The sequence below is a fragment of the Flavobacteriales bacterium genome (assembly GCA_016704485.1).
Taxonomy (GTDB): domain Bacteria; phylum Bacteroidota; class Bacteroidia; order Flavobacteriales_F; family PHOS-HE28; genus PHOS-HE28.
This window is the reverse complement of sequence record JADJAA010000003.1, coordinates 55582-68678: the sequence shown is the minus strand read 5'-3', so window position 1 is coordinate 68678 and position 13097 is coordinate 55582. Positions and strand designations below refer to the sequence as shown.

At 48.6% G+C, this 13097-nt stretch carries 16 protein-coding genes; 8 read left to right on the top strand and 8 right to left on the bottom strand.

Features of this window, described 5'->3' with window-relative positions; genetic code table 11:
* Positions 1 to 343: 343 nt before the first annotated feature.
* A complete protein-coding gene (locus IPF95_17330; GenBank protein ID MBK6476445.1) occupies positions 344 to 1453 on the top strand; it encodes a T9SS type A sorting domain-containing protein in 1110 nt (369 codons plus the stop codon).
* Between the two features lie 23 nt (positions 1454 to 1476).
* On the opposite strand, the gene IPF95_17325 is transcribed toward IPF95_17330, so the two are convergent.
* Positions 1477 to 2244, bottom strand: a complete 768-nt coding sequence (locus IPF95_17325; GenBank protein ID MBK6476444.1) for a PorT family protein — start codon at positions 2242 to 2244, stop codon at positions 1477 to 1479.
* Between the two features lie 149 nt (positions 2245 to 2393).
* Positions 2394 to 2981: a nitroreductase gene (locus IPF95_17320; protein ID MBK6476443.1), complete on the bottom strand. Its 588-nt coding sequence runs from the start codon at positions 2979 to 2981 to the stop codon at positions 2394 to 2396.
* A gap of 171 nt (positions 2982 to 3152) precedes the next feature.
* Between IPF95_17320 and IPF95_17315 the strand changes: the two genes are divergently transcribed.
* Positions 3153 to 4166: a T9SS type A sorting domain-containing protein gene (locus IPF95_17315; GenBank protein ID MBK6476442.1), complete on the top strand. Its 1014-nt coding sequence runs from the start codon at positions 3153 to 3155 to the stop codon at positions 4164 to 4166.
* A gap of 87 nt (positions 4167 to 4253) precedes the next feature.
* On the opposite strand, the gene IPF95_17310 is transcribed toward IPF95_17315, so the two are convergent.
* Positions 4254 to 4661: a hypothetical protein gene (locus tag IPF95_17310; GenBank protein MBK6476441.1), complete on the bottom strand. Its 408-nt coding sequence runs from the start codon at positions 4659 to 4661 to the stop codon at positions 4254 to 4256.
* Between the two features lie 123 nt (positions 4662 to 4784).
* On the opposite strand from IPF95_17310, the gene IPF95_17305 reads away from it, so the two are divergent.
* Both IPF95_17305 and IPF95_17300 read left to right on the top strand, forming a co-directional pair.
* Positions 4785 to 5819: a tetratricopeptide repeat protein gene (locus IPF95_17305; GenBank protein MBK6476440.1), complete on the top strand. Its 1035-nt coding sequence runs from the start codon at positions 4785 to 4787 to the stop codon at positions 5817 to 5819.
* Between the two features lie 9 nt (positions 5820 to 5828).
* Positions 5829 to 6710, top strand: coding sequence for an SDR family oxidoreductase (locus IPF95_17300; GenBank protein ID MBK6476439.1), 882 nt, complete (start codon positions 5829 to 5831; stop codon positions 6708 to 6710).
* Positions 6711 to 6721: 11 nt separating this feature from the next.
* On the opposite strand, the gene IPF95_17295 is transcribed toward IPF95_17300, so the two are convergent.
* The gene (locus IPF95_17295; protein MBK6476438.1) at positions 6722 to 7564 is read right to left on the bottom strand and encodes a hypothetical protein; all 843 of its coding nucleotides are present in this window, start codon (positions 7562 to 7564) and stop codon (positions 6722 to 6724) included.
* Between the two features lie 232 nt (positions 7565 to 7796).
* Between IPF95_17295 and IPF95_17290 the strand changes: the two genes are divergently transcribed.
* Complete coding sequence (locus IPF95_17290) at positions 7797 to 8594, top strand: hypothetical protein (GenBank protein ID MBK6476437.1); 798 nt, start codon at positions 7797 to 7799, stop codon at positions 8592 to 8594.
* A gap of 3 nt (positions 8595 to 8597) precedes the next feature.
* Here the strand turns inward: IPF95_17290 and IPF95_17285 are convergent, their stop codons facing one another.
* Positions 8598 to 8990, bottom strand: coding sequence for a DUF1987 domain-containing protein (locus IPF95_17285; protein ID MBK6476436.1), 393 nt, complete (start codon positions 8988 to 8990; stop codon positions 8598 to 8600).
* Between the two features lie 118 nt (positions 8991 to 9108).
* Between IPF95_17285 and IPF95_17280 the strand changes: the two genes are divergently transcribed.
* The 3 genes from IPF95_17280 to IPF95_17270 all read left to right on the top strand — a co-directional run bounded on the left by IPF95_17280 (position 9109) and on the right by IPF95_17270 (position 11162).
* Positions 9109 to 9909 carry a universal stress protein gene (locus tag IPF95_17280; protein MBK6476435.1) on the top strand — a complete coding sequence of 267 codons (801 nt, stop codon included), beginning with the start codon at positions 9109 to 9111 and terminating at the stop codon, positions 9907 to 9909.
* 151 nt (positions 9910 to 10060) lie between these two features.
* Complete coding sequence (locus tag IPF95_17275; protein MBK6476434.1) at positions 10061 to 10408, top strand: DUF1883 domain-containing protein; 348 nt, start codon at positions 10061 to 10063, stop codon at positions 10406 to 10408.
* 61 nt (positions 10409 to 10469) lie between these two features.
* Positions 10470 to 11162, top strand: a complete 693-nt coding sequence (locus IPF95_17270) for a hypothetical protein (GenBank protein MBK6476433.1) — start codon at positions 10470 to 10472, stop codon at positions 11160 to 11162.
* Between the two features lie 27 nt (positions 11163 to 11189).
* On the opposite strand, the gene IPF95_17265 is transcribed toward IPF95_17270, so the two are convergent.
* The 3 genes from IPF95_17265 to IPF95_17255 form a co-directional block, all read right to left on the bottom strand.
* Positions 11190 to 11705, bottom strand: a complete 516-nt coding sequence (locus IPF95_17265; GenBank protein MBK6476432.1) for a hypothetical protein — start codon at positions 11703 to 11705, stop codon at positions 11190 to 11192.
* Positions 11706 to 11788: 83 nt separating this feature from the next.
* The gene (locus tag IPF95_17260) at positions 11789 to 12232 is read right to left on the bottom strand and encodes an Hsp20/alpha crystallin family protein (protein MBK6476431.1); all 444 of its coding nucleotides are present in this window, start codon (positions 12230 to 12232) and stop codon (positions 11789 to 11791) included.
* 121 nt (positions 12233 to 12353) lie between these two features.
* The gene (locus IPF95_17255; protein MBK6476430.1) at positions 12354 to 13088 is read right to left on the bottom strand and encodes a hypothetical protein; all 735 of its coding nucleotides are present in this window, start codon (positions 13086 to 13088) and stop codon (positions 12354 to 12356) included.
* Positions 13089 to 13097: the final 9 nt, after the last annotated feature.

The window sequence follows — 13097 nt, the reverse complement described above, 5'->3', positions numbered from 1 at the left end:
GTATTATTACGGTTTCGGCACATACGGCCATGAAATATTTGAACTGACGAGTGGGAATCTATTGACCGGGATGGCATATCAATCAGGCACTTCCGTAATTAACTCTCAAGGAGACATCCTGCACACTCAATGTTATGCAATCGACACATTTAAAGTAGTTCAGGCAATTAAGAAGGTCAATGACAATAAATTCATTTTTATAGGTGCGTATGGTTTAATTAATACGCCGTATGACCCCGTAATTGGAACAATGGATTCTTTAGGCACAATATTGAATGCTTCATACTATGATCTAACAAATCTGAATGCCAATAGAATTGCAGGGGGAGATATTATTTTGACAATGGACCACGGCATCATAACAACTAACCGACCCATAGAAGCTGACTATAATTTTTTCATCCTAAAGATCGATTCGCTCGGTGATCCTGATTGGTGCAAGGACTTTGGTCAAGGGGGCTATTTCCAGTTCGTCAAAGAACTCCCCAATGGGGATCTGCTCGTGGGAATGAATATGGATCCGGGTGGTGCAGCGGTTGGCCGAATGGATTCCAACGGGAACTTCCTTTGGCTCAAGTCCTATATACGTCCCGAGGGAGTGATGCGCGATTGCGAGGTGGAGAATGATAGTTCCTTCACGGTGATCGGCTATACCGATAAGGACAACGGATCGGGTACCAATCTCTTCATGATGCGTTTGAACGGTATTGGTGATGTGCAATGGTGTAAGGGGTATGACGCCCCCACTGGCTGGAACGCTGATCGTGCAAAGATGGATGAGACCCGAGACGGGAATTATGTAGTTCTGGCGGAAATTAGAGGACAAGGAGGAGGAAAGGCTTTCCTGATGACGACGGACCTGAACGGCGATACACTGTGGACACGTTCCGCTGGCGTTACAAGCAACTCCTATCAAGTGTACAACCTTCATGCTCACTCTGATGGCGGCTTCCTGTTCAACGGCTCCAGCCTGGGCTTGGGCACGTTCCTGTTCAAAGCAGATTCCTTAGGCCACCTGCCCTGCCCTGAGCACGAGCATCACTATTCGGTACAGGTGCAGAACCTGTTCCCCACTGATAGCAGTTTTACACTTACTTCCATAGATGGGGCGGTTCGGTACCCTGCATATATCAACGATACCATATACCCTCCACTTGAAGTAATAGACGGTTGCACGATCACGCAGGTCCCGAACTACCCACTAAAAAAACCACCTCCGCGCATCCGACCCAACCCAACTGCCGGCCGTTTTACGATGGATTTCGTTGATCCCTTACGCTCGGATTCGTTCTATTCGGTCTATGATAGCATGGGCAAGTTGCTCTACCAACGCCCATTGCCAAGTGGCGCAACTACAGAAGAAGTTGACTTAGCGCGTTTCGGAAAGGGCGTTTACTTGCTCAAGATCAGCGATCCGGAAGGTGTGCGAACAGAACGGGTTGTGGTGGAGTAGAGTGAGCGGCCAGCGCCTGCTCGTTATTTCTTAGCCCGCTTCACCCGTCGCTTTTGTGGGTCCTCGTGGAAATAGTACCGCAGGTCCACGGTCAAATAACTACCATCAATGGTGCCATCCAAATTATACGCAGCACCACCTACTTTTCCCCAGATCAATCGGAACGGTGCCAGGTCATTGAAGGGCCTATGAAAGGTGCCTCCTAAATAGATCGTGCCGCTTTTACGTGTTCGGTATTCCACGCCGAGGTTTCCTAGAATGCCAAGCTGTGCCCAATATCTACGGGCAATATCTATACTCCCTTCATCCACCAGCGAGCGCACTTCACTGGGGTACATATCAATGGAGGCGCCCAACGCGGCATTCATCCACATCTGTTCGCCAAGGCGGATATGGACCAATCCAGTTATGGGAAGTTCATACCCCAAGTAACGCACCTTGTTGCTCTCTGAGTAGTTGCTCGTATCGTTGGTGATCGAATATTCGTAGCGGCGTTTTATCTGGCCGAGGCCGGTCTCGAAAGAGATGGCATTCGTAATTCCCACCCGGACGGTCATACCAAAGGCGAACCCACCAGTAAGTTCCACACTTCCTTTCAAGTGTTCGCGTTCCACGGTAACGAGTTTGTTGAACATGTCCAACGGGATCACTGGTTTTACCTGAATGCCGAATGTGGTTGACCCCGCTTGTGCATGAACGGTAAGACCAACAAGGACCAAACAAGCTACGAAGGTCAGCTTCACTAAAAATGAACTGACCGTCCGAATACCGGTATTTTTTTGATTGATCAAGACCGTCGAATAAGAGACCTGACTGGAAGTGTTTATTTCAGTGCAAAGATGAGCACCACGCAATTGTCCCGCAGGAGTACTTCACCATCGGTCACTGCTAGAAAGGCTAGGTTTATCTCGTTCGAGGAACAGTTCATGTAGATCGATACCTAAGTGGTCTTCCACGTTACGAGTTGATCAATCGGCTTACGATAGCCTTTCGGCCATTCAATTGCAGGGTATCCAATGAAAAAAAGTCCGAGTGAACTATCCTGTTCGCCAAGTCCAAGAAAGTTGCACATTCCGTCTCCGATCAACGGTCCTCCAGTAGCCCAGAACGCACCTAATCCGTATGATGCACAGGTCAAATGCATGTTCTGAACGGCGCAACCCATGGCCAGCAATTCATCACGTTCAGAGATCTTGCCATTCGGATCGCGCACCATACCCAAAGCGATCACCACGGAACTCTGCATCGGACGCAGCGTTACGTTGTCGAATTTCCGTTGAAGGAATTTTTCCGTTGGTACCGTTCGGGAATATTCTTCACCAAGAAAGGTGGAGAGCGTTCTGCGCCCTTCACCAGTAAAAACCGTGAACCGCCAAGGTTGGGTCATGCCGTGCGTGGGAGCATAGGTGCCATTGGTAAGCACACGCTCAATGATCTCCTTATGAACCTCACGATCCGTATAGTCCTTCGGATAGATCGTCCGTCGTTGCCGGATCAGGTCCGTAGCTTCACTAACACTGAATTTCATGGATGAAAGTATAGGGCTACAAAGTGAAGGAAAGAATTGGGTTCCGAAGGGCTGAATGATCAAAGTTTTGAGCACCAGAGCCACATAATGTAGAGAACTAGATGTATTAGGCAGCGTTCGGGTAAGAAATACCGTCTTTCTTTGCACAAGCCAAAACTGAACTTGCAGAACATGAACATTCGTACACTACTATTTACCACCTCCGTATTCGGCGGAAGTATGTTGATCGCTCAACCAACCTTAACGGCCACCAACAGTGTTGGCGCATCTGGCTCTGAGTTCCCTATTGATAGGGCAGATAATTTTATGGACGTTGGCCCTTCCGGAGCTGCGCAGGCCTATGGTTTTTGGCCTGCTAGTGTTGGAAATCGTGACTACAAGTACCTGGCACCAAGCGTAACCCCAACAACTGTAGCATCCGCAACCTTGCTTACAACGGACGGTGGTACCGATACACTGTTCTTCTCATTTGGAACGGATGGCCTTGAGAGAAGGGGCGAAAAGAATTCGTTGGCTGGTCTGGTCACGTATAGCGATCCGGTTCTGGAACTTAAGTTACCATTGGACTATGGTGATACATGGACGGATAATTTCGCTGCTTCCTTCAGTGTTCAAGGAATTGCGAACACGCGCATCGGGACGATCGCTGGTGAGGCCGATGGATATGGATCATTGGCACTGCCTGAAGCTATTGTGGATGATGTACTACGCGTAAAAGTGCGTAAGGTGATCAATGATCAGAATCCATTCGCTGCGATCTATTGGAGTTTTGATACGTATTACTTTTTCGACGGAATGACAGGTCATCCGGTCATGAAAATGTCCATCGACACGGTGATCATTGGTGCCGGAAACCCTGCAGTTACACGCACGGCGGAATGGATGTTCGGCCCCGGCCAGGTGGGTGTCACCGAATTGAGCTACGACGATGTACAGTTCACGGCATATCCGAACCCGGCAACCGCTGAAGTAAACCTGAGCTTCAACAATTCCGAGCGCGCTGCACGCAGTGTTGAGATCTTTGATGCTAGCGGACAACTGATTCAACAGCAGGCCATTGCGAACACGGGTGGAGGCCTCATCGCTTCCGCTTTCGATGTGAGCGGTCTTGCGCAAGGTGTTTATCAGGTACGTTTATCCTTCTCGGACGGAACGCGTTCCACACAACGCTTGGTCGTGCGCTAAGCGATACACAACAGACCCCAAAAGCCCTTTCCGGATCCTCGGAAGGGGCTTTTTGCTTTTCTAGGGATCAGTGAGAGGCCACTCTTGTCAATCACGTGCAAATTTGTGTGGATCACGATAGTCATCGTCCATATCGCTTTTGACACGGTGCATCTTCTTGCCGATCATGGCCAACTCACGATGCCCTTGTTCAAGTAGCCAGCGAAAAGCATCTTCATCACCATCGCCGGTCAATGCGAGCTGTTTCAGGACGTTCATGTTATTATGCTCCAACCAAGAGAGCGCGTTCGTATCCCCTTCAATTCCGGTTATTACGGCCAAAAGGTGGGGTTGCCCATTATCCATCAACCACTGGCGCGCTTCCTTTTTATTGCGAAGTGCGAACGTAAAAATGCCGAGCTCGGGGTAACCGTTCTTCATGAGCCAATCCCTGAGTCCCACATGACCGCTGATCGCCTCACCCCATGCCAGCAGCACTTTTGCTGGATATTCCATTTTCATTTGCAATACGGATCACCTTTTCATTATAGCTATTGTGAGAAGGTATAATGCACGAACAACGAACAAGGAACGAATATATTCCCTTGCGGGCAAGGCGGCTCGGAATAACTTCGCAGCATGCGATGGACCGCGGTGATCATATTTTTAGTTTCGCTCAGTGCCACCACTCAAGCACAGGATCAAAAACAGTGGGATAAGGTCTTGTCGTTCTATGCGCGGGGCAAAGTCTATCCAGGCATTCGGAAATGTGACCACATGATGGTGGTTAAACCACCACAAAAGGAGTTCTTGATCTTGCGGGCGGAGGGGAATAACAAGATCGGCGAATACGATCGTGCCAAGAACGATGCACGCGAAGCTTATGGCCTGTTCGAAGGTGAGCTCAGGCGATTAGCGGCACTTCAATTGGGTATATCCATGCTTGGCGTAGGTGCTCCGGATAGTGCACGAACATGGTTGGAGCGCTCATTGGGGTCTTCCAAGGACGCTGAAGCGTGGTACCGTTTAGGTTTATTGGAGAAAGCGAAGAAGGACCATAACGCTGCAATTGCCTATTTCGATAAGGTCCTGGCGATCGAACCATCGAATGCATTGGTTCTTAGTGAACGTGGTGGTAGCTATGCACTAATGGGAGATACGGTGATGGCTAAGGAATCGCTGGACAAAGCACTGGAGTTAGAGCCAAGGAATGCCGTTCTATGGAATGCACGAGGTTACTTTCTACATGCATCATCAGGCCATTTTGCGAAGGCTATTGCTGACTATGATCGTGCGATCAAATTGGATCCCAACTACAGTTATGCGTTCAATAACCGAGGTTGGGCCTACTACAAGTTGGGTAACCGGGACAAGGCATTGAAGAACATCAATTTGGCAGCCAAGAAGAGCAGGACCAACCCTTTCGTATATCGGAATTTAGGTGTAATAGCGCTGGAAAGCGGCGATACGACAAGAGCGTGCGGGCATTTCCATACGGCGCTTTCACTCCAATTCACCGCGTTCCACGGACCAGAGGTACGCGAACTTCTGAACGCGAATTGCGATAGGGGCATGCCGGATCCCCCTGTAACACCTGACCCTGATAACGGGAATGCACCGGTGATCCCTGAAACCCCACGGACCAATGCACCTACAAGGAGTAACGCTCCTTAATTCGAACAGATGGAACACAAACAAGGAATGATGCGCGAAGGCGCAATGAAGGGACAAGTGATCGTGATCACAGGCGGTGGAACAGGTCTAGGGCGGAGCATGGCTAAGTATTGTCTGGAGCTTGGTGCCGAGATCTGCATCACCAGCCGCAAAATGGATGTTCTGGAGAAGACGGCCATGGAACTCGAAGCGGAAACCGGCGGCAAAGTGTTTCCCATTGCATGTGACATTCGAAGAGCAGAGGAGGTGGACGCTATGGTCGCTGCAGTGGTGGGCCATTATGGAAAAGTGGATGGGTTGATCAACAACGCAGCAGGTAATTTCATCAGTCCAACTGAACGGTTGAGCAGCAAGGCATTCGAGACGATCATTGGCATTGTGCTCATGGGAACCGTGAATTGCACGTTGGCTTTCGGTAAGCATTGGATCAAGCAGAAAGAGCGCGATAAGGTGATGCTCAATATCGTTACCACATATGCTTGGACCGGATCAGGGTACGTTGTGCCTAGTGCGTGTGCCAAAGCAGGTGTATTGGCCCTAACGCGTTCACTTGCCGCTGAATGGGGTAAGTATGGTATCCGAACAAATGCCGTTGCACCAGGGCCATTCCCGACCAAAGGTGCATGGAGCAGACTGGTACCAGGAGAAATGATGGAAAAATTCGATATGCGGAAAAAAGTTCCATTGGGCCGTTTGGGTGAGCACCAGGAATTGGCTGATCTTGTGGCATACCTCGTTTCCCCTTACAGCGGTTATATCAATGGCGAAGTGGTTACCATTGATGGTGGAGAATGGCTCAAAGGTGCCGGCCAATTCAACATGCTGGACATGGTAGAGCCGGGCATGTGGGATGCAATTGAGCAGATGGTACGCGGAGCAAAAGGCAGTTGATCTTCAATAGTTCATTCCACCACGATCACCAAGTATTTGGATACGCTCCAAAATGCATTTGCATCGGTGATCATCAATTTTCCGGAACCCTCCTCGATCTTAAAGCTACCGGCCGGATGGGAAGTGCTTAGTTTGAATTTCTCGGATAGAACGGGGATCTCCTGCATTTCCAGGATATCGATCTGCTTGAAGTTCTCCTTTGCCAAATTCTCCATGTTCAGTTTGGTATTTGCGCCGATCCCAGCGAATCCACCTTCTTTGGTCAGTACGCCATTAGCGCGCAGTTCTTTGGATGTGCCGATAACATAATAGGCAGTGTTAAGATCATTGCGTTGCATATCGGAAAGCTGCGTCTTATCACGATACATCGCGATCAGCGTGGCCAAGGAACTATTGGAACTTGCTAATTCCTCTTTCAAACCTTCTATTTCCACATTCTTTTCGTTCGTGCTACGTTCCATTTCAGCGATGGTCCGCTCAAGCTCTGAAATACCATTTGCCGATACTTTTGATTGTGCCCTAAGCTTTGTGATCAGTTTCTGGTTGTCGGCCAAAAGATCATCGATACTTTGGATACCACCCATGATCCGGTCCTCCACGTTGCTGCTTTGTTCAGCACCTGTTCCGGTGGATCCCAATTCACCTTGTTTGACCTGTATCTCACGTAAATTCTCGTTGATCCTATTGAACGTACTGAACATTGCATTGATCGTGGAGTCCCTTTCCGCTACCTGTGCTCGTGCACGCGCTTCGTCCTGTTCCAATTGCTTGATCATAGGGTCTTGCTTCGGGTCCGCGGTGCAAGCCGTGAGTAGAATAGCGATGCTCAGTACAGGGGACAGAATGGCTTTCATATTCATGTTGCTATTTTATGGATCAACGCATCCAACGTTCGGTTCATGCGTTGTATTTGCCAAAATATCAGAATTCTTAATGAGAATTTCGGGCTAAAGGTATTAACAGCGTAGATCCGGATCGTAGCAAAGCCTGCGTGATATGAACCGTGAAGAACTTGCTATGAAACCATTTTTATCCGAATTTCGTAGGAACGAAGGCCGAACCTCCATGCGGCTGAAATAAAGACCAGTGAAACGCTATACTTTAAAATATCTGCAATACGTTCAACGGTTCACGTTGATTTTCGCATCCGCGCTGATAATCAGTAGTTCATACGGTCAGTCTGACACTAGTCTTACCAAGGAATTCGCGGACCTAAGTGCCAAAGAAAGGAACAGGATCGCAAAAAAGGAACAAAGTGAAGCGGAGAACGATGTTGCCTATCAGGCTGTTATGAATACAGCGGAAGCCCTATTTCGCGAAAAACGATTCGAAGAGTCACTGGACCAGTATCAGATCGCACGGAGCATGCGCCCGTATAACGTATTCCCGAAGGTGAAGATCCAGGATCTGAATGCATTGATCCAACTACGAACAGAACAGCAACTTGAACCGACAAGACCCGAAAACGGAATTACGTTCGAGAAACTGAAGCCACCCGCTGAACCTGTCATTGTAACGAAAGTACCCCCAAGTACGATTGAAATTCCAGAGGTACCGCCAACCAAGCCGACCCCGGCTATGGATACGGCGATCTCCACCGTAAAGGTGCCGACCAGTATCCCGGATCAGCAAGTTCGCTCAAATGTTCCTACGGAGGAGAAGGTTACCTCACCGTCCAGTACAAAGGCCAAGGAGCCGATGCCCGATGGCGTTGTTGAACGGTATAGTAAGGAAGGAAGGGCGTTGGTCTGTGAGCGTGAGGTTACCAAAGCTGGCAAGCAGTGCGTTTATCGCAGGGTGGTGCACCCGTGGGGTGAGATAACGTACTTCAAGGATAGCGTTCCCGTATCAGAACGCGCTTGGGCTGAAGCATTCGGGGATTGAATGCTACTCGTCCGGGTCCGGTAGTTCGATCAATTCAGTACGGAAATCCAGAAGTTCCTTGAAGTCCTCACCTGCTTCCTGTTGATCCAGATCACCTTTTATATAGCACCATTCCAAAAGAACTTCTGATAACCTAGAGTCATGGAGATCGTCGAATTTCTTCATGATCTCCAGCAGGAATTTTGCAGAGCTGGAGTTGAAATAGGATAACTCCACACGCATCGTCGTTTTTGCGGCAGGTGCTGAAATATATTTTTCAATGACGTCATGGATCGGCGCATAGAATTTATCCGCATTCTCCGGGATCGAGCAACCTGTTATTGACATATTGCCGTTACCACGATGGAAAACAACGTGCGGTGTTCTACTGGTGGGGGCTATTTCAAAAGGTTCCATGGTACGGATGAACATGGCGAAAATAGAGCAGATGGTCAATTTATTCGAGGGAGGTGGGGATTAAGTTTCCACATCACTTATCTTTCAGCATTGTTTGTAACTGAAATACAACTTATCAATGAGCATTAAGACCATATTAGTCCCCTATGATTTTTCCGATTGTGCGACGGATGCTTTGCGTGTTGCATCATTCATAGCCCAGCGCACGAATGCGGTGATCGATGTCGTTCATCTCTATGAACAGATGACGGATTTCCATACGGAGAACCAACGTGTCCGAGAAGAGATCGAGGAGAGGCTGGAGCTGGTTCGGAAATTGCCATTTCTTGAGGGTATTGAATTGAAGAAATTCATGTTACGTCAAGTAGGCCTTACGGATATGTTCAAGAATGAACGCTTAGCATCAGCAGACCTGATCGTCATGGGTACGCATGGTGCCAAGGGCGTTAAGAACTTGGTTGGGAGCAATACCCAGAAGATAGTGCGGTCTGCTCCAATGCCCGTGCTTGTTACAAAGAACCCGATAGAGGATCTTAACATTCGGGATGTTGTTTATGCCTCGAATTTCACATCCAGTGATATTGAGAAGTTCGATGCGTTCCGTCCATTCTTGGACATTTTCGATCCGAATGTGCATCTATTGAAGGTGAACACCCCGCGGTCATTCGAACGGAGCGAGGACAGTAATCGGGCGATCGACGGTTTTCTTCAACGGCATTCGCTATCAAAGTTCACAGCCACTATTTACAATGACCTCAGTATTGAGGAGGGTATTCTGAATTTTACGAGGGGAATAGATGCGGATATGATCGCGATGGCGACCCACGGTCGTACTGGCTTCTTTCAAGTAGTGAACGGGTCATTGACCGAGGATATAGTGAATCACACAACATTCCCGGTATTAAGCGTTAAGCTTTGAGGTACTCTTGGCTTGGTACGTAACGGAGACACATTCAATTGGATAGCCTTTATCGTACGGCGGATGATACCAAAGCGGATCTGGGTCGTAGTAGAATAACTATTGTTTTTTCTGGGATCATAGTAACTTTACACAAAACAAACCAGCATCAATGAAATTTCTGCACCAAAGTTTTGAAGCAAAAAGGAAAGAGATCATCGAGGTTGAGATCGATGTGGCCACGAGCGTAAAGTTCATGAGCGGGACTTCTCTGAAGGCGTATCGCATGGGCAAGACGAATACGTATTACGGTGGGCGCTTTGAAGAGTCTCCTGTGCGGTTCGTTATCCCGTTCGATGGCGTATGGAACGTGGTCGTGGAGAAAGGGACGTATAGCGCTCCTATTGAGGTGAATGCTGTTTGTAAATTGCTTAATCCGAACAATCTGGTGTACTCGTCCGTAGCTGTCGATGCACCCGATCATATACGTGAGTTATCTCAAGGTGAGGAAACTGAATAATGGTATGGCCGGAAACATGAAATACTGATCTGGTTCTCGATCACGTTCTAGAGCACGACCAATGGATCTATCTACAGAACAAGAACGACTACAGCGCATCTTAAGGGGGCAAGTTGAATTCATGGACCAGGTCCATGATCTTTTGGCCGAGGAACAAAAACGCGATGATATCCTTCGCGCCTTGGTGCTTAGTAGCAGGAAGGAACGGATCGTAACGATAGGAGAACCGGATCCGGACCGTGTTTTTCACCTATCCACGATCAAGGCTCTTTGCGTGAAATACCGGTTGCGGTTCTTGGATTCGGGTCTTTTTAAAGGCGAAATTCCATCGCAAGCCATACTTGGCATACGTGAATTGGAGCGGAACACGAGTAACCCGCTGATGAGCTTTAAGATCATGGCACCCGCTGAGCGGTTCAAGCTATGCGATAGCGAGGTGGATCCGCTGTTATTCGTTCCGATCGGTAATGACAACTTTTATCTCATCCATAAATGGGGAAAGGATCTATCCTGGACCCGTGAATTGCGTGGTTGGTCATTCAGGACGCCGGTCCATTTGGGGGTTACCGTATTGGTTGCAGCAGCGCTGATAACATTGGCATTCTCTAGCGAGGCATTAGCAGCATGGGGAGTTCCCCGTTTGTTCCTGTTCTTCTGGACAAGCACGGTGTTGGTCAGTTTCACGGTGTTCGGCTGGTTGGCCTTCTTCGGTCAATTCAGTTCTCACGCGTGGAATAGCCGCTACTTCAATTAGTACACGTGGTGTGTACCTGTCTCACACTTATTTTGCGAACAGGTCGGCGTACCTGTAATTGATGTGCATTGTTGCACCCACTGCCGACTCGTCCTTCATCGCCGGAGTGAACTTCGGTAGGTCATAGAGGGCAACCATGATCTTTTGGTAGAGTTCTTTATCACCCACAAGCTCTTGGACGCGAATATCCTTCATATCACCGAATTGGTTGATCCCGAAGGAAATGGAAACAACATCGTTCCCGTGTATTGCCAGATCCTGTGAAGGAGCACCCATCGACTCCTTTATCTTGATCAAGACCAGAGCTGATGTGCGATCCAGACAGGCTTGGCCTTCGGCTTTTGCGCAATCCGGATGGGATGGAGGCGTATCGAAATCACCTGCCGCAGATGGTGGGGCTATAGCCATATCCGGAGTCGGATCAGGGGTGATCGCCTGCATTTCGATACCCTCGCTCTTCACGATGGTCGGTGCATCGGTTTCCTGTGCGCAGCAGAAAAAAGGTAGGGTGAGTAGCAGTATCGGGGTAATATGGCGTAACATTTTCAAGGGTTATAGAACGAAAGATACGAAATGCAGAACGGCCAACTAGGTGTGGCCGTTCTTTTTGAAGCTGGAACCGAAGATCAAGAAATGCTGATCTCTCGTGTACGCGGTTTTGCTTTTTCGGTCTTGGGCAGTTCCAAATGAAGCACGCCATTCACCAATTCTGCTTTTATTCCTTCTGCGTTCACCGTTTCAGGTAGTGTGAAACTCCGTGTGAAAGCGTTGAAATTGAATTCCCGACGTGTAAAGCGTTCGTTCTCTTTCAAGTCAGTGCTCTTCTTTTCAGCACTGATCGTTAGCATATCGTTCTCAATGCTCAACTTAATGTCCTCCTTGGAAAACCCAGGGGTCAATAGCTGTAGCTCGAATGCGCCTTCGCCCTCGGTAATGTTGACAGCATTGGTTGTGCGTTGAATGTCGTCGCGGCCAACGAAATTTCCAATATCGTTGCTTAAAAGTCCGCTCATCAGGTCATTGAATGGTGAGACGAACGTTGGCCTACTCTTGAATTTTGTGATCGTCATTGTTTTTTTGTTTTTTTGGTTGTTTGCACGTTGTGTACAGTGCGGTCTCGACAAAGGAAATGCCAACGATATCTACACGTCAAAACGTCTGTAAACGCTTGCTACCAGTGACAATTAGTCACTATTGGGCCAAGAAAAGGAAGTAGATCGTGCCTTTTTGCGGGTCGGGAGCAGAAGCCTTGCTATTGAATCGTGCACGTCGTGAACTGTTGAGCGCATGTTCGATCATACATTCATCGGCATTCGCACTCCGGGAAGCGTCGAACTCTGCTTTCTTGATCGTGCCATCCGTGCCCAATGACACTGCAATTGCCACGCGGCCTTGCGTTTTGCACAAGTAACCCGGTACATCATTTTCACGCACACGATCCTGAAGATCGTGCCAAACAGTTGTAGCACCTTCGACCTTCACCGGTTCAGCGGCTTTTTCCCGGTAAAGGTCCTTATTGAATTTACTTGGATCCAGCGTAGGCATCTCAACTTCTTCGCCTCGATCTCTTCGCTCTTGAGCCAATCTTTGGAACTCAGCAGTCTCAAGATCCTTTAGCTCGCTCTCCACAGCTTCTGACATTCTTGGGGTTGTGAATGTCCGAAAGGTCTGCGTCGCGGTAATGTTGCTCGTAAGGTTCGACACTTTGGTCACGGGGCCGTTCACTTGCTGGTCGGTCTGTTCATCAAGGGCCTTCATTTCTTCAGGCGTAAGCACCTCCATGTTCATTTCCACCATTTGTTCATCCACTTTTTCAAGGGGGATGGACATCAATGTGAAAACGAACAGAAATAGAGAATGCACCGTGAGCGTGCCGATCACTCCCACTTTATGTTCTTCGAACCAATCGAGGAAACTATCGATCATAACGGAGCC

Bases quoted from the DNA above. Each gene is read 5' to 3' on its own strand.
- IPF95_17280 (MBK6476435.1), top strand. From the start codon at position 9,109: ATGAGCATTAAGACCATATTAGTCCCCTATGATTTTTCCGATTGTGCG.
- IPF95_17310 (MBK6476441.1), bottom strand. From the start codon at position 4,661: ATGGAATATCCAGCAAAAGTGCTGCTGGCATGGGGTGAGGCGATCAGC.
- IPF95_17265 (MBK6476432.1), bottom strand. From the start codon at position 11,705: ATGTTACGCCATATTACCCCGATACTGCTACTCACCCTACCTTTTTTC.
- IPF95_17330 (MBK6476445.1), top strand. From the start codon at position 344: ATGGACCACGGCATCATAACAACTAACCGACCCATAGAAGCTGACTAT.
- IPF95_17320 (MBK6476443.1), bottom strand. From the start codon at position 2,981: ATGAAATTCAGTGTTAGTGAAGCTACGGACCTGATCCGGCAACGACGG.
- IPF95_17305 (MBK6476440.1), top strand. From the start codon at position 4,785: ATGCGATGGACCGCGGTGATCATATTTTTAGTTTCGCTCAGTGCCACC.
- IPF95_17275 (MBK6476434.1), top strand. From the start codon at position 10,061: ATGAAATTTCTGCACCAAAGTTTTGAAGCAAAAAGGAAAGAGATCATC.
- IPF95_17285 (MBK6476436.1), bottom strand. From the start codon at position 8,990: ATGGAACCTTTTGAAATAGCCCCCACCAGTAGAACACCGCACGTTGTT.
- IPF95_17255 (MBK6476430.1), bottom strand. From the start codon at position 13,088: ATGATCGATAGTTTCCTCGATTGGTTCGAAGAACATAAAGTGGGAGTG.
- IPF95_17260 (MBK6476431.1), bottom strand. From the start codon at position 12,232: ATGACGATCACAAAATTCAAGAGTAGGCCAACGTTCGTCTCACCATTC.
- IPF95_17300 (MBK6476439.1), top strand. From the start codon at position 5,829: ATGGAACACAAACAAGGAATGATGCGCGAAGGCGCAATGAAGGGACAA.
- IPF95_17315 (MBK6476442.1), top strand. From the start codon at position 3,153: ATGAACATTCGTACACTACTATTTACCACCTCCGTATTCGGCGGAAGT.
- IPF95_17270 (MBK6476433.1), top strand. From the start codon at position 10,470: ATGGATCTATCTACAGAACAAGAACGACTACAGCGCATCTTAAGGGGG.
- IPF95_17295 (MBK6476438.1), bottom strand. From the start codon at position 7,564: ATGAAAGCCATTCTGTCCCCTGTACTGAGCATCGCTATTCTACTCACG.